Raw genomic sequence first — 24,831 nt, 5'->3', positions numbered from 1 at the left:
CAGCCCTGTCAAAGCAGTACTGATACAGATCAATTAAATCAGCGAACCAGGTTCTTCAGTCTTTACATGTTGGCGGCCATCGTGGGCACCTGCCACCGTCAGGGCGTCGGCCTCGGCTTCGGTGATATAGATCCGCTCAGCTGCCAGTTCCACGTAAGACATGGATTTGTCGGTGTCGGTAACGATATTGACCCTTGTCGCCGGCACACTCTGTTCCTGGCCGTTGTCATCAAGCATGAAGTAGCACAGTTGGTTTTCGATACGTAGGGGCATGCCGATCTCCTTTTTCTTGGGCTATGAAGGTTAGGGGTCGGCAATGTGCGTGGGTTCAAGGCAACTGACTGGCGGTCGCGGCTGTCCATTCTTTATCAATAAAGACAAAGGACAGTGTTCATGGACGCTTGGTGGCATGAAGTGTGGCAAACCCTGCAGGCCGAGTTCGCCGACCTGGGCGACGCAAAACAGCTCACTCAAATTACCGTTCGCCTGCTGATCGCGGCGCTGTTGGGGGGCATCCTCGGGTTTGAGCGCGAGCACAAGGGCAAGGCTGCCGGTGTGCGCACCCATATGCTGGTCGCAATGGGCGCCGCATTATTTGTGCTGGTGCCGCAGATGTCCGGCAATCAGGCAGATGCCATGAGCCGCGTGGTGCAGGGCGTGATTGCCGGGATTGGTTTCCTGGGCGCCGGCACCATCATCAAGGGCAAGGATGATGACGAGGGGCATGTGAAGGGCCTGACTACGGCCGCCGGTTTGTGGATGACCGCTGCGATTGGGGTCTCGGCCGGATTGGGTCGGGAATCGACAGCGGTGCTGAGTACCTTACTGGCGTTGGCGGTGTTCAGTGTGATGCCAAAAATCGTCAAGCAGTTTGAAAAGGACTGACGATCACCGGCGGCATGGTTGTCGGCGGTTCCTCCACCGGCGGCGGCTCATTTTCCGGCGGTTCTTTCTCGGGAATCGGTTGCGGCTCGGTAGGCGGCAGGGTCGGGTTGTCGATATTCGGGTCTGGGGTTTCCGCGGGGATCGGGATATTCATCGGTGTGGCCTCCTTTGTGCTTTGCTCTAGCGGTGGACATTCGCAGGGGCCAATTGATTCCCCCGCCCGATGGAGTCACATCCAGCTGAACTTTTAACCTCGGCCCAAGCTCGGACCTATAGCGGCCCTGCTCAGGGAGAGCGCTGCCGTATCAGAATTTGGATCAAGCAAAGAGCGTCCACAGGGCGTAAGGGGAAGATGCTCGATGACTGCTGAAACACTGGCTACAGAAGACTCCATATTGCCGCTGTCCCAGGCGCTGTTGCTGCCCAGGATCGCGATCGAAAGCACCTCACCCGTGATCGACGGCGGCGAATTTGCCGTCAAGGCGGTAGTGGGCCAGCGGGTCAACGTCACCAGCAAGGTATTCGCCGACGGCCACGACAAGCTGGCCGTATTGATCCGCTGGCGCCCCCTGCATGAAGAAAGCTGGCACAGCGTGGTCATGAACGACGTGGGCAACAATGGCTGGGAAGGTGGGTTTACCGTCACCGTCCAAGGCCCTCACGAATACTGCATCGAGGCCTGGATCGATACCTTCGCCAGCTTCTGCTACGAACTGCGTAAAAAGCATGAAGCCAGCGTGCCGGTCAGCCTGGAATTGCAGGAAGGCCGCAGCCTGGTGCTGCAGGCCGCCGAACGCAGCGACAACGAACTGCGCGACCGCCTGATGCTGTTGCATCACGAACTCTCAGGCCTGCTGGAAACCGAGCAGGTCGCGCTGTTTTTGCACGAAGACAGTGCACACTTGATGACCCAGGCCGACCACCGCGCCTACTTGAGCATCAGTACCGTCTACCCGATTGATGTGGAGCGCGAGGCGGCGCAGTTTGCCAGTTGGTACGAGCTGTTTCCCCGCTCGATCACCGACGATCCTGCACGTCACGGTACGTTTAATGACGTGCACGCGCGGTTGCCGATGATTCATGACATGGGTTTCGACGTGCTGTACTTCCCGCCGATCCACCCGATCGGCCGCAGCCACCGCAAGGGCAAGAACAATTCCCTGACCGCAGGCCCCGATGATCCGGGCAGCCCGTATGCCATCGGCAGCGAGGAGGGCGGCCACGAAGCCATTCATCCGCAGTTGGGCAGCCGCGAGGACTTCCGTCGCCTGGTCAAGGCCGCCGCCGAGCATGGCCTGGAGATCGCCCTGGATTTTGCCATCCAGTGCTCCCAGGACCACCCGTGGCTCAAAGAGCACCCGGGCTGGTTCAACTGGCGCCCGGACGGCACGATCAAATACGCCGAGAACCCACCGAAGAAGTATCAGGACATCGTCAACGTCGACTTCTATGCGGCGGATGCGATCCCGGGCCTGTGGACTGAACTGCGCGACATCGTGGTCGGCTGGGTGGAAGAGGGCGTGAAGACCTTTCGCGTCGACAACCCCCACACCAAGCCACTGCCCTTTTGGCAGTGGCTGATCGCCGATGTACGGGCAAAGCATCCCGAGGTGATCTTCCTCGCCGAAGCATTCACCACCCCGGCGATGATGGCGCGCCTGGGCAAGGTCGGTTACTCCCAGAGCTATACCTATTTCACCTGGCGCAACAGCAAGGCCGAGTTGGGTGAGTACCTGACGCAATTGAACGAGTCGCCGTGGCGCGAATGCTACCGGCCGAATTTTTTCGTCAATACACCGGATATCAACCCAGGCTTCCTGCACCAATCCGGCCGCCCGGGTTTCTTGATCCGCGCGGCGCTGGCCACCATGGGCTCAGGCCTGTGGGGCATGTATTCGGGCTTTGAGCTGTGCGAGGCGGCACCCGTGCCCGGCAAGGAAGAATACCTGGACTCGGAGAAATACGAGATCCGCCCACGGGATTTCACCGCGCCCGGCAACATCATTGCCGAGATCGCCCAACTCAATCGCATCCGCCGCCAGAACCCGGCGTTGCAGACACACCTGGGCCTGAAACTCTATAACGCCTGGAACGACAACATCCTCTACTTCGGCAAGCGCAGCGAGGATGGCAGCAACTTCATCCTGGTGGCGGTCAATCTCGACCCGTTCAATGCCCAGGAAGCCAACTTCGAGTTGCCCTTGTGGGAACTGGGCCTGCCGGACGATGCGCAAACCCAGGGCGAAGACCTGATGAACGGCCACCGCTGGACCTGGTATGGCAAGACCCAGTGGACGCGGCTGGAGCCGCAGATGCCGTTCGGGATCTGGCGCATCAGCACCTCCTGAGCCTGGTGAAGATCAACATGTGGGAGGGAGCTTGCCCCCTCCCACATTGACCCGGTTCAGTCTGCAAGCTTTTTCGAGTATTTCAGGAGCCTCCAATGGCGAAGAAACCCAAGGCTGCCACCTTTATCAAAGACCCGCTCTGGTACAAGGACGCGGTGATCTACCAGGTTCATGTCAAATCCTATTTCGACTCCAATAACGACGGTATTGGTGACTTTCCCGGCCTGATCGCCAAGCTCGACTACATCGCCGACCTGGGCGTGAACACCATCTGGCTGCTGCCGTTCTACCCTTCGCCACGCCGCGATGACGGCTACGACATCGCCGAATACCGTGGCGTGCACAGCGACTACGGGACCATGGCCGATGCCAGGCGCTTTATCGCCGAGGCCCACAAGCGCGGGCTGCGGGTGATCACGGAACTGGTGATCAACCACACCTCCGACCAGCACCCCTGGTTTCAGCGCGCTCGCAAGGCCAAGCCGGGCTCGGCGGCGCGGGACTTCTACGTGTGGTCCGATGACGACCAGAAATACGACGGTACCCGCATCATTTTCCTCGACACCGAAAAGTCCAACTGGACCTGGGACCCGGTCGCCGGCCAGTACTTCTGGCACCGCTTCTATTCCCACCAGCCGGACCTCAACTTCGACAACCCGCAGGTAATGAAAGCGGTTCTGTCGGTGATGCGCTATTGGCTGGACATGGGCATCGATGGCCTGCGGCTGGACGCCATCCCGTACTTGATCGAGCGCGATGGCACCAACAACGAAAACCTGCCGGAGACCCACGACGTCCTCAAACAGATCCGCGCCGAGATCGACGCCCATTACCCCGACCGCATGCTGCTCGCTGAAGCCAACCAATGGCCGGAAGACACGCAGCTGTATTTCGGTGACCGCAAGGGCGATGACGGCGACGAATGCCACATGGCGTTCCACTTCCCGCTGATGCCGCGCATGTACATGGCGCTGGCCCAGGAAGATCGCTTCCCCATCACCGATATCCTGCGCCAGACCCCGGAAATTCCCGCCAACTGCCAGTGGGCGATCTTCCTGCGCAACCACGATGAATTGACCCTGGAAATGGTCACCGACAAAGAGCGCGATTACCTGTGGAACTACTACGCCGCTGACCGTCGCGCACGCATCAACCTGGGTATTCGCCGGCGCCTGGCGCCCTTGATGGAGCGTGACCGCCGCCGGGTCGAGTTGCTCAACAGCCTGCTGCTGTCGATGCCCGGCACGCCGACCCTGTATTACGGCGACGAAATCGGCATGGGCGACAATATCTACCTCGGCGACCGCGATGGGGTGCGCACGCCGATGCAGTGGTCCATCGACCGCAACGGCGGCTTCTCCCGCGCCGACCCGGCCAGCCTGGTGCTGCCACCGATCATGGACCCGCAATATGGCTACCTGTCGGTCAACGTCGAAACCCAGGCCCAGGACCCGCACTCGCTGCTGAACTGGACCCGCCGCATGCTGGCGGTGCGCAAGCAGTCCAAGGCGTTTGGGCGTGGCAGCCTGAAGATGCTCTCGCCGAGCAACCGTCGCATCCTGGCGTATACCCGCGAATTCACCGGTGACGACGGGCGTACCGAGATCATCCTGTGCGTGGCCAACGTCTCGCGCAGTGCCCAGGCCGCTGAGCTGGACCTGTCGGCCTTTGCCGGCATGGTCCCGGTCGAAATGCTCGGCGGCAATGCGTTCCCGCCCATCGGACAGCTGAATTTCCTGCTGACCCTGGCGCCTTACGGCTTCTATTGGTTCGTGCTGGCGGCGGAAAACCAGATGCCCAGCTGGCATGTGGAACCGGCGCAAAGCATGCCGGACTTCACCACCCTGGTCCTGAAGAAACGCATGGAAGAGCTGCTCGATGAGCCATCTCGCAGCACCCTGGAACAGACCTCGCTCCCGGCCTGGCTGCCCAAGCGGCGTTGGTTTGCCGGCAAGGACACGGCCATCGACAGTGTGCGCATCGCTTACGGCGTACGCTTTGGCGACCCGCAGCACCCGGTATTGCTCAGCGAACTTGAGGTCACCGCCGGTGGCCAGGTGAGCCGTTATCAGTTGCCGTTCGGTTTCCTTGGCGAGGACCAGTTCACCAGTGCCTTGCCGCAGCAATTGGCCATGGCCCGCGTACGGCGGGTGCGTCAGGTGGGGTTGGTGACCGATGCCTTCAGCCTCGAGCACTTTATTCGCGCGGTGATCCAGGGCTTGCAGGCCGGTACCGTATTGAACAGCCAAGACGGCGACCTGCGTTTTGAAGCGACGGCGCACCTGGCCAAGCTGCAACTGACGGATGAGTCGCCCGTGCGCTACTTGTCTGCCGAGCAGTCCAACAGCTCGGTGGTGGTGGGCGAGAGCCTGGTCCTCAAGCTGATCCGCAAAGTCAGCGCCGGGGTGCACCCGGAGCTGGAAATGAGCGCCTACCTGACGGCGGCGGGTTACCCGAATATCTCGCCGCTGATGGGCTCGGTGATTCGCCATGATGCCGCAGGCCAGGACAACCTGCTGATGATTGCCCAGGGCTACCTGAGCAACCAGGGTGATGCCTGGGCGTGGACCCAGAACAACCTGGAGCGTGCCATTCGCGATGAACTGGCCGAGGCCATCTCCGAACAGGAACAGCATTACAACGCCCTGGGCGAGCTGGCGGACTTCGCCGGGTTGCTCGGCCAGCGCCTGGGTGAAATGCACGGGGTGCTGGGGGCCAAAACCACCAACAAAGACTTCAAACCCGAGCTCACCACGGCCAAGGACACCCAGGCCTGGGCCAAGGACGTTGGGGCACAGATCGACCGTGCCCTGCAATTGCTCAAGCTTCATCAAAGCCAATTGAACCCTGCCGATCAGGCATTGGTCAGTGAATTGCTGGGCCAGAAAAAAGCCATCGGCGCGCATGTCCAGGCGCTGGCGAAAGCCACGTTGGGCGGGTTGCGCATTCGGGTCCATGGTGACTTGCACCTGGGCCAGGTGCTGGTGGTCAAAGGTGATGCCTACCTGATCGACTTTGAAGGCGAACCGGCGCGGCCGCTGCATGAACGACGCGGCAAGCACAGCCCGTATAAAGATGTGAGTGGTGTGCTGCGCTCCTTTGATTACGCGGCGGCCATGGCCTTGAACGTACAAGGGGTGGACCACTCGCCCGAAGCAGACCTGGCGCGCAGACGCGTGACGGATCGCTACCTGAAAGAGGCCCGCCAGGCATTTATCCAGGCTTATCAGGCTGCTGCGTCTACACTGGCGCATGACTGGCAGGATGCCAAGGGCCAGGATGCCGCGCTGACGTTGTTCAGCCTGGAGAAGGCCGCGTATGAAGTGGCTTACGAAGCGGAAAACCGCCCAACCTGGTTGCCGGTGCCTCTACAGGGCTTGCACGGGTTGTTGAGCGGGCTTACATCTAAATCGAACACTGCACGCGGTGGGGAGACGTCATGAGCTTTACGAATAAAGAACCGCTGCAACCGAAGTTGACAGCCATGCCGGCGTCCAAGGACGTCGAAGCGCTGGTGCGCGCCGAGCACCACGACCCGTTTTCCATTCTCGGGCCACACGATGACGAGCAGGGCGGGCAATTTATCCGCGCGTTCCTGCCCGAAGCCTTGAGCGTCCAGGTGCTGAGCCGCGATGGCGGCGAACAGCTCGGCAGCCTGGACGCGACCCAGGTGCCGGGTCTGTTCGTCGGGCAGTTCAACACTCGCCAGGCGTACGTGCTGAAAATCCAGTGGGCTGGCGGTGAGCAGATCACCGAAGACCCTTACAGCTTCCAGCAACTGTTACTGGGGGAGATGGACCTTTACCTGTTTGCCGAAGGCAATCACCGTGACCTCAGCAGTTGCCTGGGGGCTCAGGTGACCAGCGTCGATGGCGTCGACGGCGTGCGCTTTGCCGTGTGGGCGCCGAATGCGCGTCGGGTCTCGGTGGTGGGTGACTTCAATATCTGGGACGGCCGCCGCCATCCGATGCGCCTGCGGCATCCGTCGGGCGTGTGGGAAATCTTCATTCCACGCCTGCAACCTGGCGCCGCCTACAAGTACGAAATTCTCGGCGCCAACGGCATTCTGCCGCTCAAGGCCGACCCTATGGCGCTCGCGACCCAGTTGCCGCCCGATACCGCCTCGAAAGTCGCCGCGCCATTGCAGGTGGACTGGCAGGACCACGAGTGGATGCAATCGCGGGTCGAGCGGCAGAAGGCCACGGCGCCGCTGTCGATCTACGAGTTGCACGTCGGCTCCTGGCAGTGCGAGCTGGACGAGGCGGGCGAAGTGGCGCGCCAATACAACTGGCGTGAACTGGCCGAATGGTTGGTGCCCTATGTGCAGCAACTGGGCTTCACCCACGTTGAACTGATGCCGATCATGGAACACCCGTTCGGCGGTTCGTGGGGTTACCAGGCGCTGTCACAGTTCGCCCCGACCGCGCGCTTTGGCTCGCCGGAAGATTTCGCCTACTTCATCAACGCACTTCACCAGGCCGATATCGGCGTGATCCTCGACTGGGTGCCGGCGCATTTTCCCACCGATACCCACGGCCTGGCGCAATTCGACGGCACCGCGCTGTACGAATATGCCAACCCACTGGAAGGCTTCCACCAGGATTGGGACACGCTGATCTACAACCTGGGCCGTACTGAAGTCCACGGTTTCATGCTGGCCTCGGCGCTGCATTGGCTCAAACACTTCCACATTGACGGCCTGCGTGTGGATGCCGTGGCGTCGATGCTGTACCGCGACTATTCGCGCAAGGCCGGCGAATGGGTGCCGAACCGCCATGGCGGGCGCGAGAACCTGGAAGCCATCGACTTCCTGCGCCACTTGAACGACGTGGTGGCGCTGGAAGCCCCCGGCGCGCTGGTGATTGCCGAAGAGTCCACCGCCTGGCCCGGTGTCAGCCAGCCCACCCAACAGGGCGGCCTGGGCTTCAACTACAAGTGGAACATGGGCTGGATGCACGATTCGCTGCATTACATCCAGCAGGATCCGGTCTATCGCGTCCACCACCATAACGAGCTGAGCTTCGGCCTGGTGTATGCGTGGTCCGAGCGGTTCATCCTGCCGATTTCCCACGATGAAGTGGTGCACGGCAAGCACTCGCTGATCGACAAGATGCCCGGCGACCGCTGGCAGAAGTTCGCCAACCTGCGCGCCTACCTGGCGTTCATGTGGATGCATCCGGGCAAGAAGCTGCTGTTCATGGGCTGCGAATTCGGTCAGTGGCGCGAGTGGAACCACGACCAGCAACTGGACTGGTACTTGCTGCAGTACGCCGAGCACAAAGGCGTGCAAAAGCTGGTGGGTGACTTGAACCGCCTGTATCGCGAAGAACCGGCCCTGCACGAGCAGGACGATGCGCCCCAAGGTTTCCAGTGGCTGATCGGCGACGACGCGATCAACAGCGTCTACGCCTGGCTGCGCTGGAGCAAGGACGGCAAGCCGGTGCTGGTGGTGGCCAATTTCACCCCGGTGCCCCGTGAGGCCTACAAGGTGGGCGTACCGTTCGGCGGGCGTTGGAGCGAGGTGATCAACAGTGACGCCGATACCTACGCGGGTTCCAATTATGGCAATGGCGGTGGCGTGTTCACCGAGGATGAGCCACGCCATGGGCAACCGGTGTCGCTATCGTTGAATCTGCCGCCGTTGGGGGTGCTGATTTTGCGGCCTGAAGCAAGTTAAAGGCTCTACCCTGCTGGATTCAGTTGTCCACGCTGGTGGCAGGGTGCCACAATGGCGCCTTTGTCATGGCAGTCGAATCAGGCGAATTTCATGAATGGCCTTGGGCATGGGCAGGACCAGGATTGTTTTATAGAGGCACAGGTGCGAACCGACCGTTTGCACCAGTTGTTTCGCCAGTCATTTGCAGCCATTTTCGGCAGCTACATGGCAGCCGCCATGCTCTGCTGGCTGTGCTGGGAGCGCTTCGATCACACGTTTATGCTGGTGTGGCTGGTGCTGCTGGGCGCCTCGTCGCTGCTGCGGGTCAAGATGTTCGTGGACTGGTTCCGCTGCCCCCACAGCGAACGCACGCCGGACCGCTGGGAGCGCCGTTACTGGATCACGCTGGTGCTGTCCGCGAGCATTTGGGGGGCTGGGGCGTTCGCGCTGATGCCCACCGATGATCGGCTGTCCCAGGCGCTCGTGATGCTGTTCACCGTGGGGATGTCGGTCAGTGCCGTGTCGTGTTATTCGGCCTATCGCTACATGACCCTGGTGTCCATCGGCCTGGTGTTGCTGCCGTGCACGCTGTGGCTGCTGTTCCAGCCGACATCGATGCAAGTGGGCATCGCCATCGCGGTCCTGGTGTTTTCCACGTATGTGGCCAGCGCCACGTGCAAGTTGTCCGATGCTCTGGAAAAGGCCTTTCGCCTGACCCGGCAAATGGAACTTGCCCACAATATCTCGACCCGTGTCGCACAGACCGATGAGCTGACCGGCCTGATGAACCGCCGGGCGTTTTTCGAACATGCCCAATTGCTGTACGCGCAATGCCGTCACAACCAGCAGCCGTTGTGCGTGCTGATGATGGACATGGACCACTTCAAGCAAATCAACGACACCTACGGCCATCAGGCCGGCGATCAGGTATTGCGCCAGATTGGCGGGGTGATCAGTGCGTCGTTCCGTAAGGCCGATGTGTATGGGCGCTTGGGCGGCGAAGAGTTTGCCGTGTTGTTGCCCAATACGTCGTTGGAAACCGCTCGGAATATTGCCGAGGAGCTGATCAAGGCCATAGCCGGTTTGGCCGCCGAGCCGGTCAAAGGACTTTCAGCCAGCCTTGGAGTGGCGTTCACCCATGCCGTGGATGAGGACCTGCACACCCTGATGAATACCGCGGACAAGGCGCTTTACCGGGCCAAGGCGCTGGGCCGCAACCAGGTGGCCGTGGCGGAGTAGGGCGAGGCTCAGTCCTTGTGCATGGCCTTGATCAATACCCGCGAAACCTGCTCGGCAGAGTAAGGCTTGGGCAGGAACTCGAAACCCTCATAGCCGCTGTCTGCCAGCTCTTCGCTGTAGCCCGAGGTCAGTACCACGGGCAGGTCCGCCCGGCGCTGGCGCAGCAGCTTGGCCATGGCCACGCCGGTGATACCGGGCATGACCACGTCGGAGAAGATCACATCGAAGGCCCTCCCATCGTGCCCCGCAAGGGTCAGGGCCTGTTCGGCATCGGTGACCCAGGTGGCCTGGTAGCCCAGGTCTTGAAGAATCTGGCTGGCAAACCGCCCGACCTCCAGGTTGTCCTCCACAATCAGCACCCGGCATTGTGATGTGTCGTGGGACGAAGCCAGCGTTTCCTCGCAGGGGGGTGGCAGCGCTGCTTCGGCTTCGACCTGGGGCAGATACAAGGTGAATACGCTGCCTTTGCCGGGCTTGCTGGTCACATCGATATTGCCCCCCGACTGCTTGGCGAAGCCGAAGACTTGCGACAGGCCCAGGCCGGTGCCTTTACCCACTGCCTTGGTCGTGAAGAACGGCTCGAAAATGCGTTCGACGGTCTCTTCGGGAATGCCGGGGCCGGTATCGGCGAGCGAAATAGCGACATACGCCTTACCCGACCCGGCGTCGCCGCGAATGCGGGGCAACGGCTGTTCCCCGATGACCCTCAGGATCAGAGTGCCCTGGCCATCCATTGCGTCCCGTGCATTGAGGGCGATGTTGATCAGCGCGGTTTCAAACTGGCTGGCATCGATGCGCGCAAAACACGGCTGCGAAGGCATCTCGACGCGCACATGAATGCGCGCGCCTGTCACGCTCTCCAGCATCTCGCCGATGTTCTGTACCCGCTGGCCAACGTCGAAGACTTCCGGGTTCAGCGGTTGGCGACGGGCAAAGGCGAGCAATTGGCTGGTCAACTTGCTGGCACGCTCTACGGTATCCGCTACCGCGCCCATATAGCGCTGGCGACGCTGTTCCGACAGGTCTGGCTGACGCAAGAAGTCCACCGATGAGCGAATGATCGTCAGCAGGTTGTTGAAGTCATGGGCCACGCCGCCGGTCAGTTGGCCGATGGCTTCGAGTTTCTGCGACTGGCGCAGCGCGGTTTCGGCCTTGGCCAGCGCCAGGGTGCGTTCTTCAACGCGCTGTTCCAGGGTGGTGTTCAGTTCGGCATAGGCCGCCAGCCCCTTGCGCACATCGGCGTCGGCACGCACACGTTCGATATGCGCCCAGGAGCGCTCGGTGACTTCCCGCAACAGGGCCAGGTCGTAGGGTGACCAGGTGCGTGGATTTTTGTCATGTACGGCCATCAGGGCGGTCAGGCGACCGTTCTTGATCAGTGGCATGCAGATCGTCGCCGTTACCCCCAGGGCCTGGAAGGTGGCGGATTCTTCTGGCGGCAGCTCACGCACATTGTCATGAATTACCAGGGGCTCGCCGGCCCGCAGGCATTTGACGGCCATTGCTCCGAACGCCGCCAGGCTGTAGCGGCCGATGATGCTGGGAGAACCGGGTGCGGTCCAATTGTCGCGGATGGTAAAGCCGTCTTCATCGGCGTCCATGTCGGCGTAGGCGCAATTGCTCACCTGCAGGTGCTCGGCCAGCAACCGGGTGGTGCTGGTCATGACGGCTTCGGCATCGGCGGCGTTGACCACCGCGTTGCCGATGGTGTCCAGCACCGCCAGGCGGCGTGCCAGGAACACCGTCGCGGTGGTCTCGGTGACGGTGTCGAGCATACCGACCACCTTGCCTTGGGGGTCGCGAATCGGGCTGTAGCAGAAGGTGAAGTAGGCCTGTTCCCGTGCCTGGCCGCGTTCAATCACCAGGGGGAAGTTTTCGATATAGGTGGCGTGCCCTTGGAAAGCCGCGTCGGCGATGGGGCTGACCTGGGGCCACACCTCGCTCCATATGTCGCTGAAGGGGCGCCCGAGGGCATAGGGCTTATTGCCCAGGATCGGAATGAACGCGTCATTGTAGATCGTGATCAACTGCGGCCCCCAGACAATGGCTTGGGGAAAGCTTGAGGCGAAACACAGCGCGACCGTGGTCTTCAAAACGTCCGGCCACTGCTCCAACGGACCGAGAGGTGTATCGGCCCAGTGATGCTGGCGCACCCGTTCAGCCATGTCGCTGCTGCTTTGCAGCCAATTCATCATTGAGGGAACACCTTGTTTTCCAGAGTCTCAGCGCGTATTCCAGTGTGTGGCGCAGAGCTACAGACCCGGTTGAACGCTGCCAGTTCAGCGTAATTATCGGTTAGATGGCAATTTGATGCTTCGTTAGTTTGAACCGGTCGAGTTCAGCGTAATCGGGCGGCGGCCCGATCCCTATTGCGTGCCGAATAAACCGGTCCAGTAAATGCCCGCATCACTCTTCGGGTCCATGGCATAAGCCGCGCCCAATTCGCGAAACTGCGGGTTCATCAGGTTCGCACAATGGCCTGGGCTCGCGAGCCAGCCGTCGACCACCTTGCGCGGGGTGTCCAGGCCGGCGGCGATATTTTCGCCGATGTTCTTCGCGATATACCCGGCCAATTCGGCGCGGTCGCCAGGCGTGCGGCCGTCGTGGTCCAGATGGTCGAAGAAATTGCCGTTGGCCATGTTGCGCGTGTGGCTGTTGGCGGCTCCGGCCAGCTCCTCGTTCCACGACAATGGCGTGGTTGCGGTAAACGCCTGGGTACCGCACTGGCGCGGTTGTGTACGGGCGGCATTGATCAGGTCGAGCAGTTTGCGGCCCTCGGTTTGCCAATCGCCCAGGCCGCTGGACAGCAACGGGCGAGCAAGCACGATGCGCCAGTCCTGGCCGTTGTTGCTTACACCGATGTCGACGAACTGCGGGTCCAGCACCACGCGGCAGAAACTCTCGCGCACGGCTTTCATGGCCGCCTGGGCGTCCTTGGGGCCGGACAGGCTGATGGCCTGCACGTTGACCATCGGGTAGGCCGCGCGGGCCAGCGCCTGCTGCAGGTCGCCGACGTTATTGGCCGGCAGCACCAGCCGTGTATCGTTGGCCAACGGTGGCAGTTCCTGGGAACCCTGGTCGCCGCAGCGCTGCACCTGGCTGCGGTACTCGTTGATCTGTTGCACCAACTGACTTTCTTCATTCGCCATCGCGCTGGCGCAGAACACCGTACTGGCGGCCAGCGTCGTGAGGCCCATCATCAATGACAGAACGCGCATGGACGTTACCCTTGAGCTTGAAAGTGCCCATGATGCGCGATGTAACCCCGTCTGGCGCAACGCCTTTTTTGTTTTTTTGCCTCAACGGGTATTCTGCGGGGCATTCCCGGCGCGGATGCGGCCCGTTGCCATCGCGATAGCCAGCAGGATCAGGCCCACGGCGACGGCGAACGTTGCATGCAGGCCGCCCGCCACGGATTGCGCGGTGGCGTGGGTGACATCCGGGGTTGCCCAGGCGAACACCGCCCCCAGGGCGGAGGTGCCGAAGATCAGCCCGATATTGCGTGACAGGTTGAGCAAGCCTGCGACCGTGCCTCGGCGCGCACTGTCTACATCGCACATCACCGCCGTGTTATTGGCGGCCTGGAACAGGCTATAGCCCGTCGTCAGAATCACCAGCCCCGCCAGGTAGGCGATCAATCCCGAGGCCACCGACAACAGCAAGGCACCGCAAAACAGGATGCCCAACCCGGCGAACGTCATGGGACGCCAGCCCTGGCGGTCGGTGAGGCGACCCGCCGGTACACCGCTGAGCGCCGCCACACAAGGCCCGACGGCCATGGCCAGGCCCATCCGTTGCGGATCAAGCCCCAGCCCCTGGGACAGGTAGAACGGGCCGACCACAAAGGTCGCCATGATCACCGCCGCCACCAAGGCACTCATCGCCAGCCCCGTGCGCAATGGTGCTTCCTTCAAGGGCAACCAGAAGCTGGAAGGTAATCCCTCTGGGCGACGATCAACCGGCAAATAGCGCCACGCCAGGCAGGCCGTGAGTACCCCCAAGGGCATGCCCACCAGAAACAGCGCGCGCCAGCCCCACACACTGAGCAATAACCCGCCAGCGGCGGGGCCCATGGCGGTACCGACGGCTGACATCGTGCCCAGCAGGCCCATCACCCGGCCGGTGCGCTCCTTGGGCACCGTATCGCCGACCATCCCCAGCGCCATCGCCATCATGCTCGCTGCACCCAAGCCCTGCAGGAGGCGTGCAGCAATCAGCCAGCCCAGCGAGGGCGCGCCCGCACACAGCCCACTGCCCAGCGCAAACAACAGCAGCCCGCCGAGCAGCAGCCGGCGACGGCCCAGGCGATCCCCCAGTCGGCCCGCCATGACAATCACCGCCGTGATCGCCATCAGGTAAGCGAGCACCACCCACTGCACTGCGTGAAACGACGCATCGAACGCCTGGACCAGGCTGGGCAGGCCGACATTGGCAATGCTGGTGCCGAGGGAGGCGAGCAGCATGGACAGCGACAGGCTGGCAAGGCCGCCGCGTGAAGAGGTGTGCATGGGAAATTCCTTGAGTGGACGCAACTGTCACAAATCTACGACGTCGCCTAAGATGGCGGAAGACGCATGGTTTGCAGTTAATACGTGCGTCAAACGCCTGATGAGGAGCGCCGATGCCCGATCTCAATTTGCTGATCACCCTGGATGTCTTGCTGGCCGAAGGCAGTGTCGCCCGAGCGGCCAAACGCTTGCAGTTGAGCCCCTCGGCCATGAGCCGTGCGCTGGCGCGCCTGCGCGAAACCACCGGCGACCCGCTGTTGGTGCGCGCGGGGCGCGGGCTGGTGCCGACGCCGCGGGCGCTGGCGTTGCGTGAGCAGGTCAGCCGCCTGGTGCAGGACGCCCACGCGGTGCTGCGCCCGGCATGCTCCCTGGACCTGGCCCAGGTGGAGCGCACCTTCACCTTGCGCACCAGCGAAGAGTTCGTCGAAAACTTCGGTCCCGCGTTGCTGGCGCGCATCGCACGGGAGGCGCCCGGTGTACGCCTGCGTTTCGTCAGCAAGACCGACAAGGACAGCACGTTGCTGCGCGAAGGCAGCGTCGACCTGGAAACCGGCGTGGTTGATCCCACCGCCAGCCCCGAAGTGCTGACCCAGGCGCTGTTCCGTGACCGCCTGGTGGGTGTGGTGCGCAGCGGCCATCCGCTCAGCCAGGGCGAGGTCAGTGCCCAGCGATTCGCCGAAGGTCGGCACGTCTACGTGTCCCGCCGTGGACAGGCGCGCGGCCAGGTCGACGATGCCTTGCAAGCGTTGGGCCTCACCCGGCAGATCAGCACTATCGTCGCCGGGTTCGCCACGGCCATCGCCCTGGCCCGCGACACCGACCTGATTGCCAGCGTGCCCGAACGCTACACCGCCCATCAGCGCGAAGGCCTGCACAGCTTTGCGTTGCCGTTGACGCTGGCACCGTTCACCGTGGCGATGCTCTGGCATCCGCGGCTGGATGCCGACCTGGCCCACCGCTGGTTGCGCGGATGTGTGCGTGAGGTGTGCGGGCAATGAACGGCCTGCAGCAGGTACAATCGCCGCTGCCTTGACGCGAAACCCCAGGAATCTGCATGTTCAGCCTTACCCGCTACACCACTCCGTGCCCCGAGCCCATCAATGCGCAAATCCTGCAGATGGTGGTGGATAACCTCACCGACATCAGCAGCGTCGCGCTGCCGCCGAGCAACTTGCTCTACAACATCTACCAATACGCCATCGGTTTTGAGGTGCACCTGTACCTGGAGGCAGTGGGCGGGTCGAAGGGGATTGCCGTTGAGCTGATCGTGGCGATGGTTGAGGAGCAGGTGATTGGCTTTTGCCTGTATCTGCCGGTGAAAGATGATCCCGAAGCCTGTGGCATCGCCTTTATGGCGGTGCAGGCCGGCTTCAGGCGCCAGGGCGTGGCGCGCGGGATGATGGCGGACGTGCTGGCGCGCTATCCCCATGCCGAGTTGGCGTGTGCCGTGGAGAAGGTATCGGCCTTCGAGGCCATGGGCTTTCAAGTGCGGGGGGCGCGGGGCACCCAAGTGCTGATGAATACGCGGGACTACGGTACCGACGGCTTGATGGGGGTGTTGGACGTGGCGGCGATCTACAGCTCGCTGGAGGTACGCCAGATCCACACCTACCTGCTGCAAAAGCACGGCAAGCGGGCGATGGTGGATGCCGAGAAACAGCGGGACAGGCACCTCGATCAACTGGCGCGCAAGGTGCAGCTGTTCGTGGCAGGGCGTTAGCCTGGGCCTGGTAGGTGGGTTTTTTGTGGTGAGCGGGCTTGCCCCGCGTTGGGCTGCGTAGCGGCCCCAAAAAAAACGGGAGCGCTGCGCACTCCAACGCGGGGCAAGCCCGCTCGCCACAGAAGCTTCTTCAGTCTTCAGTCTTCAGCGCCGTGCGCGGTTGACCATCGCCAGGATGGTTGCCAGCAACTCCTCCTGCGCCTCTTCACGGCTGATCTCGCCACTGGCCGCAGCGTAGGACAACGCTTCCGCAGCACCCAGCATCGCCCTTAATCCTGCCTGTGATACCTGGCCAAAGGGCGCCAATGCGTCGCGGCATTTGTCGAGGAAGATCGCCTCGTACTTGCGCTTGAGCGTTTCCAGTTCCGGCGAGCTGCTCAGTGCCGCTATCACGCCCGGAATTTCCCGGCCCTGCAATAACACGCAATCGACATAGCACGAGGCGATCACGCCTGCGCGCTCTTCCAGCGTCGCGCCGCTGGCGTCGAGGGCCTCGGCAAACACCTGGTTCTGACGTCCGTCGAAGTCTTCATACAGCGCGGCGAGCAACCCGGCACGGGTGACGAAATGGTCATAGACCACCGGCTTGGTGACACCGGCCAGTTCCGCCAGGCGGCCGAGGGTCAGGGCTTCGGTGCCCTCATCACGTACCAGTTGCCAGGCCGCATCGAGTAATTGACGCAGTCGGTCTTCACGGGACAAGCGCCGACGCGGGGCAGGGGACTCACTGCTTGACATGCTTATATACCAAAAGTAACTTAATGGGTGTAACTTACTAAACGTAGCTTAAGCCCAAAGGGAGTCAAAGTCATGCACGCACTCATCGTCGTTGCCCATCACGACCCACAATCCCTCACCCACGCCGTGGCCGCGCAGGTGGCTGCCGGCCTTACGGCTGCGGGCCACACCTTCGAAATCGCCGACCTTGCGGCCGAAGGCTTCGACCCGCGCTACACCGCCGCCGACCATCGGGTACACCGCGCCCACGCCACGCCCCCGGCCGACGTGCTGGCCGAACAGGCGCGGCTGGATCGCGCCGATGCCCTGGTGCTGGCGTTCCCGATCTACTGGTGGTCGCTGCCGGGCCTGCTCAAGGGCTGGGTCGACCGCGTGTTCGTCAACGGCTGGGCGATCGATTATGGCCCGGACACGCCCGTGGTGAAAAAACTGCGGCACTTGCAGGTGCACGTGCTGGCCCTCGGCGGGGCGGATGACAGTGCATTTGACCGTCATGGCTATGCCAAGGCGATGCGCACGCAGATCGACTACGGCATCTTCGATTACTGCGGGGCGAAGGTGCTCACGTCCGAGTTGTTGCTGGACTCTGAAGGCGGCGCAGCCCCGGCGCATCTGAAGACGGCGAAGGCGGTAGGCCAGAGACTGTTCGAGGCCGAGACGGTCGCCGGTTGATTCAACCGTCGCGAAACAGGTCGTGGGCGTCCAGCAGGCGATAGGCAATTTCCGGGTTTTTCTCCAGGCCCCGACGAATCGCCGCCGGGATCGCTTGCCGGGTCTTGCGGCACATGCCTGGCAGTTCGTCGATGACGATCTGGATGCCGCGCATGCTCTTGACCTCGGTGTGCCCCGGTGCGACATGCACGCGAATGCCCAATAGCTCATGCATCCGCTGTTGCATGCGCTCCAGGTCTTGCAGGCTTTGCAGGTTTTCCAGGCGCTCGATCAGGCGTTTCTCTTCCTGACGCGTCAGGCTGAGGATACGCAGGTCGGCGCCGGGGGCATCCAGCAGTTGTTCACGCTCGCAGACGCAGGCGCCGGGTGGGCAGGGTTGGCGAATTATCATGATCCTTACCTCCCCATTCCGACGCCGGTGAGTCAGTAGCTCAACGCGACCCCAAGGCTGCCCAGGGCCTTCCAGTACCCAGGATAGGTCTTGGCCACGCAGTCGGGGTCCTGAATGCGGATCCCCGCGACTTTCAAGCCCGCCAGCGCAAAGCACATGGCGATGCGGTGGTCGGCGTGGGTGTCGATCAGGGCGTTGCACGACGTGCCGGCCAGCGCAGGGTCGGCCGCGACCAGCAGATCATCGCCTTCAATGGTAGCGAGGCCCGGACGGATCTCATTGAGGCCGTCATGCAGTGCCTGTACGCGATCACATTCCTTGACCCGCAGGTTGGCCAGTTCGGTAAAACGCACCGGGGTGTTGTTGAACGCGGCCAGCACGGCGAGGGTTGGGATCGCGTCCTGCATCTGCGAACCCACCACGGTGGCCTGCATATTCGGGAACTGGGCGATTACGGCCTGCGCCTTGGCGTCCGGTTGGGTGAAGGCCTGCGCGGCGACGCCGATGTCGATGCGGCCACCGGTCAACACTTCGGCAGCCCACAAGTAGGTGGCGGCGGAAGCGTCGGGTTCGATCAGGTAATCATGGGCGGTGTAGCCGGTGGGAGCCACGCGCCAGGTGGTGTCGTCGACCACATCGACCTGGGCGCCGAAGGCACGCATGCAATCCAGGGTCAGGTCCACGTAGCCACGGGCGCCGATGTCCTTGCCGGTCAGGGCCACTTCAATCGGCGCTTCGCCGCACGCGGCCAGCATCAACAGGGCCGAGACATACTGGCTGGACAAGCCGCCGTCGATCTCAAAGCGCTTGGCCTGGACCTTGCCTACGCCGTGCACCGTCACCGGTGGGCAACCGGTCGGGCTGTCGACCTGGATGCCGTTCTGGCCGAGGGTGGCCAGCAGCGGGCCGATCGGGCGTTTTTGCATATAGTCGTCGCCGTCCAATACCACGGTACCTTCCACGGTAGCCACGGCGGCTGTCAGGAAGCGCATCGCGGTGCCGGCATTGCCGAGGAACAAAGGCTGCGCCGGCAATTGCAGCTTGCCGGTGCCCGTGACCACGAAGGTGGTGTCGTCCGGCTCGTCAATGGTCACGCCCATCTGGCGCAGGGCCACCGACATATGCCGGGTGTCATCGCTCTTCAGGGCGCCGCTCAGGCGGCTGGTGCCCTTGGCCAGGGCGGCCAGCAGCAGGGCGCGGTTGGTAATGGATTTGGAGCCGGGGGGCGCGACCTTGCCATTCAGGGGGAAGTTGGGCGGTGTAACGGTCACGGTTTTCTGCGAACTCAAGGTACAAGGCTCCTGATCAAGGCAAGGTGGTACGGAGTGGCCGACGGGCGGACCCGAATAATCGGCCAAAGGTGCGGTGCTTGTCGAGGTCTAGCGCTTGCTCAACCAGTAATCGTGCAGTGCCCGTGCCGCCGGTTCGATAGCGCTGACCCGTTGCTGATGCAGCTTCACATCCAGGTCGGCGGGCAACTCGAAGTTGTCCTGCTCGGCGCACCAGGAGATTTTCTCCAGCTGTGCGGCTTGCTCGGCCGGCAGTTCCGGCCAGTTGCCGATCGCCGCGCCACGGATATAGCCAAAGCACCATTCTTCGGCGAGGGTCACGTCCTGGCCCTGGTGTTCGGTTTCATCGAAGCGCGCCTTGAAGCCCTCGGCGTCAGTCGCCAGTTGCTCGGCGAGCAGGTTGATATGACGCACGCACAGGTCCAGGAACTGCTTGGCCTCTTCGGCGCTTTCCCATTCCGGGTTCTGCCCACCCCAGATCGCCGGGAACCACTCTGCAATATCCACCTGCGCGGGGCTGGACACCAATGCGGTGAAGTAGCCGTCGAGCTCGGCCAGGTTCAGCACCGAATGGTCGTCGCCGTACTTCAACAGGGTTTCTTCGATGAATTCGAAATCGGCGGGGGCGAGGGGTTGGGCGTGCATGGGCATATCCTTTAAACGTCGAACGCCGCTGATGGGGCGGCTCAAAGCGCGAAGGATGGCGTGTGCCGGGGCTTTTATCCAGCGTCTTTTCCATCGCCGTTGCCAGTCCCGCTTTTGGCCGATGCGCCGTCACGTAGCCTTGTTATAGTTCGGGCCTCATCACTCGCCAGCCAGGGATCACTGCCATGTCCGAATACCAAGCTTTCGTCGTCGAACTCACCGGCAACGTTGCCCATGTGCAGATCAACCGCCCGGAAAAGATCAACGCGATGAACGCCGCGTTCTGGACCGAGATCATCGACATCTTCCAATGGGTCGAAGACACCGATGCCGTACGCGCCGTGGTGCTCAGCGGTGCCGGCAAGCATTTTTCCTCCGGCATCGACCTGATGATGCTGGCCTCGGTGGCCAATGACTTCGGCAAGGACGTGGGCCGCAATGCACGCTTGCTGCGCCGCAAGATCCTCGAGCTGCAAGCCTCGTTCAGCGCCGTCGACAACTGCCGCAAGCCGGTACTGGCGGCGATCCAGGGGTACTGCATCGGTGGCGCCATCGACCTGATCAGCGCCTGCGACATGCGCTACGCCGCTGAAGACGCGCAATTCTCGATCAAGGAAATCGACATCGGCATGGCCGCCGACGTCGGCACCCTGCAACGCCTGCCACGCATCATCGGCGACGGCATGCTGCGTGAGCTGGCCTACACCGGCCGCCAGTTCGGTGCCGAGGAAGCGCGCAGCATCGGTCTGGTCAATCGCGTGTATGCCGACCAGGAAAGCCTGTTGGCCGGCGTGTTCGAGATCGCCCATGAAATCGCCGCCAAGTCGCCGATTGCCGTCACCGGCACCAAAGCCATGATCAGCTACATGCGTGACCATACGGTCAATGACGGTCTGGAATACGTTGCCACCTGGAACTCGGCTATGTTGCAATCCAACGACCTGCGCGTGGCCATCGCGGCCCATATGAGTAAGCAGAAACCCGAATTCGTGGATTGACTGACATGACCCCAGGCTGGATTACCACAACGCTGCTGGACAACGACGCCCCCGGCGGCTGGGCCGTCGCCCGCAGCCGCGACGGCTTTTTGCATGACGCCAATGGCCCGCTGTTCCCTCGGGAATGGCTCAAGCGCCAGGACCTTTCGGTGTTTGCCGAGCACGGCATCGGCCACCTCGACGGTGAGCCGGTGTACCTGCTGGAACTCGACTCGGCGGGCGAGGTGCAAGGTTGCAGTTGGCAGGGCCTGCGCGGCTTCATGCTGCAAGGTGATCACACCCTGTACAAAGTGCTGGGCTACGCCGCGCAGATCGGCACCTGGGCGCGCGAGCATCGGTTCTGCGGCAGTTGCGGCCAGGCGATGGTCCAGGTGCCGCGGGAGCGGGCGATGTACTGCCAGGCCTGCGACCTGCGCAGCTACCCACGGATTTCGCCGAGCATGATCGTGCTGGTGACCCGTGGTGACGAGATCCTGCTGGCGCGCTCGCCGCGTTTTGTCACCGGGGTCTACAGCACCTTGGCCGGCTTTGCCGAGCCGGGTGAGTCGGCCGAAGACTGCCTGATCCGCGAGGTGCGCGAAGAAGTGCAGGTGGAGGTCAAGAACATCCAGTACATGGGCAGCCAGTGCTGGCCGTTCCCCCATTCGATGATGCTGGGCTTCCATGCCGAGTACGCCGGTGGCGACATCGTGCCTCAGGCTGACGAGATCGAGGACGCGCAGTGGTTCAGCATCCACGACCTGCCGCCGTTGCCGGCATCACGTTCGATTGCGCGTTACCTGATCGACCTCTACCTGGCCCGTCGCCTAGGCCACGCTGAACCAGTGCTGCCAGGCTAGGCGCACGGTCAGGCCGAGGACCACGGTGATGAACACCGGGCGAATGAACTTGGCGCCGCCGCTGATCGCGCTGCGGGCGCCAAAGAATGCGCCACCCATCACCGAAATCCCCATTGCCAAGCCGACAATCCAATCCACCGAGCCGTTGATGATAAACACCGACAGCGCCGCCGCGTTGCTGACGAAGTTCATGCTGCGCGCCACGCCGCTGGCCTTCACCAGGTCGATGGGGTGCAGCAGCATGGTGCTCACGGTCCAGAACGCACCAGTACCGGGGCCGGCCACGCCGTCGTAGAAGCCCAGGCCAAAACCCTGGGCGCCTTGCCATTTCTTCTTGATCGGCGCGTCGGCGTCCAACGGCGCCTTGGGCGTGCCACCAAACAGCAAATACACACCGCAACCGAATACGATCACCGGCAGCATCTTGTTCAGGGTTTCGGCGGGCAGGTAGTGGGCAACCACCGCACCGGCCAACGCACCGATCAACGTGCCGACGATGGCATGCACCCACTGGCGCGGGTGGAACAGCTTGCGGCGATAGAAAGTGAAGCTGGCCGTGGCCGAGCCGAAGGTGGAACTGAGCTTGTTGGTGCCCAGTACCAGGTGGGGCGGCATCCCGGCGGTGAGCAGCGCCGGGGTGGTAAGCAGGCCGCCGCCGCCGGCGATGGCATCGATAAAGCCGGCAATAAAGGCCACGACGGCGAGAATGGCGAGGGTGGTGAGGTCTACGCTGAGTTCGAAAGGCATTGGGCAGGGCTTATGGTTGGCAGTGCGCAGCAAAGCGCTGTGCGAAGGGCCGCCATCTTACCTGCCGAAGGTACGCAGAACCAAATGTGGGAGGGGGCTTGCTCCCGATTGCGGTGTATCAGTGACAGATAAGCTGACTGACACACCGCAATCGGGAGCAAGCCCCCTCCCACAGTTGAACTGTGTTCACCTGGCTATTTGTGGGTTCCCATCCACTCCAGCGCCGTGCGCCACACGCAAATCCCGAGGAAATACGCCGACATCACTGACCACAACCCAAACGTCCACGGGTTGGTGTTGGGATAATCCACCACCATCAAAAAGCTGCACAGCAACCAGATGGTGGTCACTGCGATATTGATCGGCATGAAGCGCTTGACCCGAAATGGGTGCAAGAACTTCATCGGCGTCACGGTCAGCAGGGCCAGGCCGATCACCGTCAGCAAGGTGACCCAGGCGGCCGGCTGGATGATGTACACGCACAAGGCCACTACGTTCCAGGCGGCGGGGAAACCGACGAAGTAGTTGTCCTTGCTCTTCATGTTCACGTTGCAGAAGCAGAACAGCGATGACACCAGGATCACCGACACCGTGAACAGGTGGGTAAAGTCCGGCAGGTCGATATAGCGGTAGATAAACAGTGCCGGGATAAACACATAGGTGAGGTAATCGATCACCAGGTCCAGTACCGAGCCGTCAAAGCTAGGCAATACCGTGCTGACATTCACCCGCCGCGCCAGGGAACCATCGACGCCGTCTACTACCAAGGCCAGGCCCAGCCAGAGCAGGCAGGCCTTGGGTGAGTTTTCCAGCAGCGCCAGGGTGGCCAGGAAGGCCAATACCACACCGGTGGCGGTGAAGCCGTGGGCGCCCCAGGCTTTGATTCTGGCTACATGCAGGGTCGATATCACGGGCGGTTCTCCAAAAGGTGAAACGGGGCAGCCGACAACGTGACGCTGTCGAGTCTGGCCGGGGAATGCAGGTATCGACCGGGAAGGGGGGCATAAGGTTCACCACCCGGCGCATCACATAGCGTAGCAAGCGTAGGAAGTTTCAGCATCAGCCTTGGCGAAACACCAGTGCCTTGAGGCCGCTTTGGGCGTCGATATCCGGAAATTCCGGCGGGTTTTGCAGCCGTTCAATAAAGCGCAGGCCCGGTGCTTCGCGGGTGACGCCGTCGATCAGGAAGTCTTCGCCAAAGGCCGGGTCGTTCATGCACGCCAGGACAGTGCCCTGGGCCGTGAGCAAATCCGGCAGGCGGCGCAACACGCGCTGGTAGTCCTTGGTCAGCAGGAAGCTGCCTTTCTGGAAGGACGGCGGGTCGATGATCACCAGGTCGTAGGGGCCGCTGTGGGTGACCTTGGCCCAGGATTTGAATAGGTCGTGGCCCAGGAAGGTGACCTTGCTCAGGTCATGACCGTTCAGGCGGTGGTTATCGCGGCCCCGGCTCAGGGCGCCACGGGCCATGTCCAGGTTCACCACGTGGCTGGCGCCCCCCTCGATGGCCGCGACCGAGAACCCGCAGGTGTAGGCAAACAGGTTGAGCACGCGCTGGCCCTTGGCCTGTTCGCGCACCCAGTTGCGCCCGTAACGCATATCGAGGAACAGCCCGCTGTTCTGCTTTTTGCCCAGGTCGATCAGGTAACGCAGGCCGCCTTCGGTGATGGTCAACTCGTCGATGGCTGCGCCCACCAGCCATTCAGTGGTGCTTTGCGGCAGGTAGCGGTGTTGCAGGGCGACGGTGTGGGCGCCGAATGGGGCCCAGTCGAAGTCGATCAACAGTTGTTTCAACGCATCCAGGTGTGTCGCGTCGGGCGCCTTGAACAGCGCGACCAGCACCACGCCTTGCAGCCAGTCTACGGTCAACTGTTCAAGGCCCGGCCAGCAGCGACCACGGCCGTGGAACAGGCGCCGGGTTTCGGCCGGGGCGCTGGCCAGGGCGGTGAGCAGGTGAGCGTGCAGGGTGGCGAGTGCGTCTGGGTTCATCGTTGAGCGTCGTTCGTTGAGCGGGCGGCATTTTAAACACAATGGTGAGGTTTCGGGTTGATTGAGCACAATGTGCTGGAAAAACGCCTGTGGGCAGTGATTCATGCTCAAAATGCTGCAAGCTGCGCCTGATAACAGGCAAAAAATCCTCAGGCACCGACATAAACTGG

General features: G+C 62.3%; 22 protein-coding genes. 10 read left to right on the top strand and 12 right to left on the bottom strand.

What is annotated here, in order from left to right:
* Window positions 1-33: 33 nt before the first annotated feature.
* A complete protein-coding gene (locus ACHPFG_RS17345; RefSeq protein WP_145337325.1) occupies window positions 34-273 on the bottom strand; it encodes a DUF3203 family protein in 240 nt (79 codons plus the stop codon).
* Window positions 274-393: 120 nt separating this feature from the next.
* Between ACHPFG_RS17345 and ACHPFG_RS17340 the strand changes: the two genes are divergently transcribed.
* Window positions 394-885: an MgtC/SapB family protein gene (locus ACHPFG_RS17340; RefSeq protein WP_131696551.1), complete on the top strand. Its 492-nt coding sequence runs from the start codon at window positions 394-396 to the stop codon at window positions 883-885.
* Here the strand turns inward: ACHPFG_RS17340 and ACHPFG_RS17335 are convergent.
* Window positions 863-1,039 (bottom strand): hypothetical protein, encoded by a 177-nt coding sequence (locus tag ACHPFG_RS17335; protein WP_167655506.1) that lies wholly within the window; start codon window positions 1,037-1,039, stop codon window positions 863-865. The two genes, ACHPFG_RS17340 and ACHPFG_RS17335, sit on opposite strands and share 23 nt — an antisense overlap.
* 205 nt (window positions 1,040-1,244) lie before the next feature.
* Between ACHPFG_RS17335 and ACHPFG_RS17330 the strand changes: the two genes are divergently transcribed.
* The 4 genes from ACHPFG_RS17330 to ACHPFG_RS17315 all read left to right on the top strand — a co-directional run bounded on the left by ACHPFG_RS17330 (window position 1,245) and on the right by ACHPFG_RS17315 (window position 10,128).
* Window positions 1,245-3,233, top strand: coding sequence for an alpha-1,4-glucan--maltose-1-phosphate maltosyltransferase (locus ACHPFG_RS17330; protein ID WP_167655507.1), 1,989 nt, complete (start codon window positions 1,245-1,247; stop codon window positions 3,231-3,233).
* Window positions 3,234-3,328: 95 nt separating this feature from the next.
* Entirely contained in the window at window positions 3,329-6,676 is a 3,348-nt protein-coding gene (gene treS, locus ACHPFG_RS17325; RefSeq protein ID WP_431699943.1) for a maltose alpha-D-glucosyltransferase, read from the top strand.
* On the top strand, window positions 6,673-8,910 hold the full coding sequence (gene glgB, locus ACHPFG_RS17320) for a 1,4-alpha-glucan branching protein GlgB (RefSeq protein WP_431699942.1): 2,238 nt from the start codon (window positions 6,673-6,675) through the stop codon (window positions 8,908-8,910). The genes treS and glgB overlap by 4 nt, the downstream gene beginning before the upstream one ends.
* Before the next feature lie 51 nt (window positions 8,911-8,961).
* The gene (locus ACHPFG_RS17315; RefSeq protein WP_431699941.1) at window positions 8,962-10,128 is read left to right on the top strand and encodes a diguanylate cyclase; all 1,167 of its coding nucleotides are present in this window, start codon (window positions 8,962-8,964) and stop codon (window positions 10,126-10,128) included.
* An 8-nt stretch (window positions 10,129-10,136) separates the two neighbouring features.
* Here the strand turns inward: ACHPFG_RS17315 and ACHPFG_RS17310 are convergent, their stop codons facing one another.
* The 3 genes from ACHPFG_RS17310 to ACHPFG_RS17300 all read right to left on the bottom strand — a co-directional run bounded on the left by ACHPFG_RS17310 (window position 10,137) and on the right by ACHPFG_RS17300 (window position 14,636).
* Window positions 10,137-12,323 (bottom strand): GAF domain-containing protein, encoded by a 2,187-nt coding sequence (locus tag ACHPFG_RS17310; RefSeq protein WP_431699940.1) that lies wholly within the window; start codon window positions 12,321-12,323, stop codon window positions 10,137-10,139.
* A 171-nt stretch (window positions 12,324-12,494) separates the two neighbouring features.
* Window positions 12,495-13,346: a CAP domain-containing protein gene (locus ACHPFG_RS17305; RefSeq protein WP_431699939.1), complete on the bottom strand. Its 852-nt coding sequence runs from the start codon at window positions 13,344-13,346 to the stop codon at window positions 12,495-12,497.
* 81 nt (window positions 13,347-13,427) lie between these two features.
* The gene (locus ACHPFG_RS17300; protein WP_431699938.1) at window positions 13,428-14,636 is read right to left on the bottom strand and encodes an MFS transporter; all 1,209 of its coding nucleotides are present in this window, start codon (window positions 14,634-14,636) and stop codon (window positions 13,428-13,430) included.
* 113 nt (window positions 14,637-14,749) lie between these two features.
* On the opposite strand from ACHPFG_RS17300, the gene ACHPFG_RS17295 reads away from it, so the two are divergent.
* Both ACHPFG_RS17295 and ACHPFG_RS17290 read left to right on the top strand, forming a co-directional pair.
* On the top strand, window positions 14,750-15,634 hold the full coding sequence (locus ACHPFG_RS17295) for a LysR family transcriptional regulator (RefSeq protein ID WP_431699937.1): 885 nt from the start codon (window positions 14,750-14,752) through the stop codon (window positions 15,632-15,634).
* Window positions 15,635-15,690: 56 nt separating this feature from the next.
* Window positions 15,691-16,356, top strand: a complete 666-nt coding sequence (locus ACHPFG_RS17290; RefSeq protein ID WP_431699936.1) for a GNAT family N-acetyltransferase — start codon at window positions 15,691-15,693, stop codon at window positions 16,354-16,356.
* A gap of 144 nt (window positions 16,357-16,500) precedes the next feature.
* Here the strand turns inward: ACHPFG_RS17290 and ACHPFG_RS17285 are convergent, their stop codons facing one another.
* On the bottom strand, window positions 16,501-17,094 hold the full coding sequence (locus ACHPFG_RS17285; protein WP_431699935.1) for a TetR/AcrR family transcriptional regulator: 594 nt from the start codon (window positions 17,092-17,094) through the stop codon (window positions 16,501-16,503).
* A gap of 72 nt (window positions 17,095-17,166) precedes the next feature.
* Here ACHPFG_RS17285 and ACHPFG_RS17280 point away from each other — a divergent pair, with 72 nt between their 5' ends.
* A complete protein-coding gene (locus ACHPFG_RS17280) occupies window positions 17,167-17,766 on the top strand; it encodes an NAD(P)H-dependent oxidoreductase (protein WP_431699934.1) in 600 nt (199 codons plus the stop codon).
* Between the two features lies 1 nt (window position 17,767).
* Here the strand turns inward: ACHPFG_RS17280 and ACHPFG_RS17275 are convergent, their stop codons facing one another.
* From ACHPFG_RS17275 to ACHPFG_RS17265, 3 genes are all read right to left on the bottom strand, one after another.
* Window positions 17,768-18,157, bottom strand: a complete 390-nt coding sequence (locus ACHPFG_RS17275) for a hypothetical protein (RefSeq protein WP_431699933.1) — start codon at window positions 18,155-18,157, stop codon at window positions 17,768-17,770.
* 32 nt (window positions 18,158-18,189) lie between these two features.
* Window positions 18,190-19,446: a 3-phosphoshikimate 1-carboxyvinyltransferase gene (gene aroA, locus ACHPFG_RS17270; protein WP_431699932.1), complete on the bottom strand. Its 1,257-nt coding sequence runs from the start codon at window positions 19,444-19,446 to the stop codon at window positions 18,190-18,192.
* Window positions 19,447-19,536: 90 nt separating this feature from the next.
* Window positions 19,537-20,091 carry a UPF0149 family protein gene (locus ACHPFG_RS17265; protein ID WP_431699931.1) on the bottom strand — a complete coding sequence of 185 codons (555 nt, stop codon included), beginning with the start codon at window positions 20,089-20,091 and terminating at the stop codon, window positions 19,537-19,539.
* Between the two features lie 185 nt (window positions 20,092-20,276).
* Here ACHPFG_RS17265 and ACHPFG_RS17260 point away from each other — a divergent pair, with 185 nt between their 5' ends.
* Together ACHPFG_RS17260 and nudC are read left to right on the top strand one after the other, a co-directional pair.
* Window positions 20,277-21,089 carry a crotonase/enoyl-CoA hydratase family protein gene (locus tag ACHPFG_RS17260; RefSeq protein WP_431699930.1) on the top strand — a complete coding sequence of 271 codons (813 nt, stop codon included), beginning with the start codon at window positions 20,277-20,279 and terminating at the stop codon, window positions 21,087-21,089.
* 5 nt (window positions 21,090-21,094) lie between these two features.
* A complete protein-coding gene (nudC, locus tag ACHPFG_RS17255; protein ID WP_131696535.1) occupies window positions 21,095-21,928 on the top strand; it encodes an NAD(+) diphosphatase in 834 nt (277 codons plus the stop codon).
* On the opposite strand, the gene ACHPFG_RS17250 is transcribed toward nudC, so the two are convergent.
* The 3 genes from ACHPFG_RS17250 to ACHPFG_RS17240 form a co-directional block, all read right to left on the bottom strand.
* Entirely contained in the window at window positions 21,896-22,675 is a 780-nt protein-coding gene (locus tag ACHPFG_RS17250; RefSeq protein ID WP_431699929.1) for a TSUP family transporter, read from the bottom strand. The genes nudC and ACHPFG_RS17250 overlap by 33 nt on opposite strands.
* 194 nt (window positions 22,676-22,869) lie before the next feature.
* Window positions 22,870-23,586 carry a phosphatidylcholine synthase gene (gene pcsA, locus ACHPFG_RS17245; protein ID WP_090404995.1) on the bottom strand — a complete coding sequence of 239 codons (717 nt, stop codon included), beginning with the start codon at window positions 23,584-23,586 and terminating at the stop codon, window positions 22,870-22,872.
* A gap of 148 nt (window positions 23,587-23,734) precedes the next feature.
* Window positions 23,735-24,661, bottom strand: coding sequence for a class I SAM-dependent methyltransferase (locus ACHPFG_RS17240; protein WP_167655516.1), 927 nt, complete (start codon window positions 24,659-24,661; stop codon window positions 23,735-23,737).
* Between the last annotated feature and the right edge of the window lie 170 nt (window positions 24,662-24,831).

The organism is Pseudomonas sp. BR20, from assembly GCF_050780135.1.
Lineage (GTDB): Bacteria > Pseudomonadota > Gammaproteobacteria > Pseudomonadales > Pseudomonadaceae > Aquipseudomonas.
Note: the sequence above shows the minus strand (reverse complement) of the source record. Positions and strands in the feature narration are given on the sequence as shown.

What these genes read in the sequence shown, in the direction of transcription:
- ACHPFG_RS17345 (WP_145337325.1), bottom strand. Translation starts at nt 273, where the DNA reads ATGCCCCTACGTATCGAAAACCAACTGTGCTACTTCATGCTTGATGAC.
- ACHPFG_RS17340 (WP_131696551.1), top strand. Translation starts at nt 394, where the DNA reads ATGGACGCTTGGTGGCATGAAGTGTGGCAAACCCTGCAGGCCGAGTTC.
- ACHPFG_RS17335 (WP_167655506.1), bottom strand. Translation starts at nt 1,039, where the DNA reads ATGAATATCCCGATCCCCGCGGAAACCCCAGACCCGAATATCGACAAC.
- ACHPFG_RS17330 (WP_167655507.1), top strand. Translation starts at nt 1,245, where the DNA reads ATGACTGCTGAAACACTGGCTACAGAAGACTCCATATTGCCGCTGTCC.
- treS (WP_431699943.1), top strand. Translation starts at nt 3,329, where the DNA reads ATGGCGAAGAAACCCAAGGCTGCCACCTTTATCAAAGACCCGCTCTGG.
- glgB (WP_431699942.1), top strand. Translation starts at nt 6,673, where the DNA reads ATGAGCTTTACGAATAAAGAACCGCTGCAACCGAAGTTGACAGCCATG.
- ACHPFG_RS17315 (WP_431699941.1), top strand. Translation starts at nt 8,962, where the DNA reads ATGGCGCCTTTGTCATGGCAGTCGAATCAGGCGAATTTCATGAATGGC.
- ACHPFG_RS17310 (WP_431699940.1), bottom strand. Translation starts at nt 12,323, where the DNA reads ATGATGAATTGGCTGCAAAGCAGCAGCGACATGGCTGAACGGGTGCGC.
- ACHPFG_RS17305 (WP_431699939.1), bottom strand. Translation starts at nt 13,346, where the DNA reads ATGCGCGTTCTGTCATTGATGATGGGCCTCACGACGCTGGCCGCCAGT.
- ACHPFG_RS17300 (WP_431699938.1), bottom strand. Translation starts at nt 14,636, where the DNA reads ATGCACACCTCTTCACGCGGCGGCCTTGCCAGCCTGTCGCTGTCCATG.
- ACHPFG_RS17295 (WP_431699937.1), top strand. Translation starts at nt 14,750, where the DNA reads ATGCCCGATCTCAATTTGCTGATCACCCTGGATGTCTTGCTGGCCGAA.
- ACHPFG_RS17290 (WP_431699936.1), top strand. Translation starts at nt 15,691, where the DNA reads ATGTTCAGCCTTACCCGCTACACCACTCCGTGCCCCGAGCCCATCAAT.
- ACHPFG_RS17285 (WP_431699935.1), bottom strand. Translation starts at nt 17,094, where the DNA reads ATGTCAAGCAGTGAGTCCCCTGCCCCGCGTCGGCGCTTGTCCCGTGAA.
- ACHPFG_RS17280 (WP_431699934.1), top strand. Translation starts at nt 17,167, where the DNA reads ATGCACGCACTCATCGTCGTTGCCCATCACGACCCACAATCCCTCACC.
- ACHPFG_RS17275 (WP_431699933.1), bottom strand. Translation starts at nt 18,157, where the DNA reads ATGATAATTCGCCAACCCTGCCCACCCGGCGCCTGCGTCTGCGAGCGT.
- ACHPFG_RS17265 (WP_431699931.1), bottom strand. Translation starts at nt 20,091, where the DNA reads ATGCACGCCCAACCCCTCGCCCCCGCCGATTTCGAATTCATCGAAGAA.
- ACHPFG_RS17260 (WP_431699930.1), top strand. Translation starts at nt 20,277, where the DNA reads ATGTCCGAATACCAAGCTTTCGTCGTCGAACTCACCGGCAACGTTGCC.
- nudC (WP_131696535.1), top strand. Translation starts at nt 21,095, where the DNA reads ATGACCCCAGGCTGGATTACCACAACGCTGCTGGACAACGACGCCCCC.
- ACHPFG_RS17250 (WP_431699929.1), bottom strand. Translation starts at nt 22,675, where the DNA reads ATGCCTTTCGAACTCAGCGTAGACCTCACCACCCTCGCCATTCTCGCC.
- ACHPFG_RS17240 (WP_167655516.1), bottom strand. Translation starts at nt 24,661, where the DNA reads ATGAACCCAGACGCACTCGCCACCCTGCACGCTCACCTGCTCACCGCC.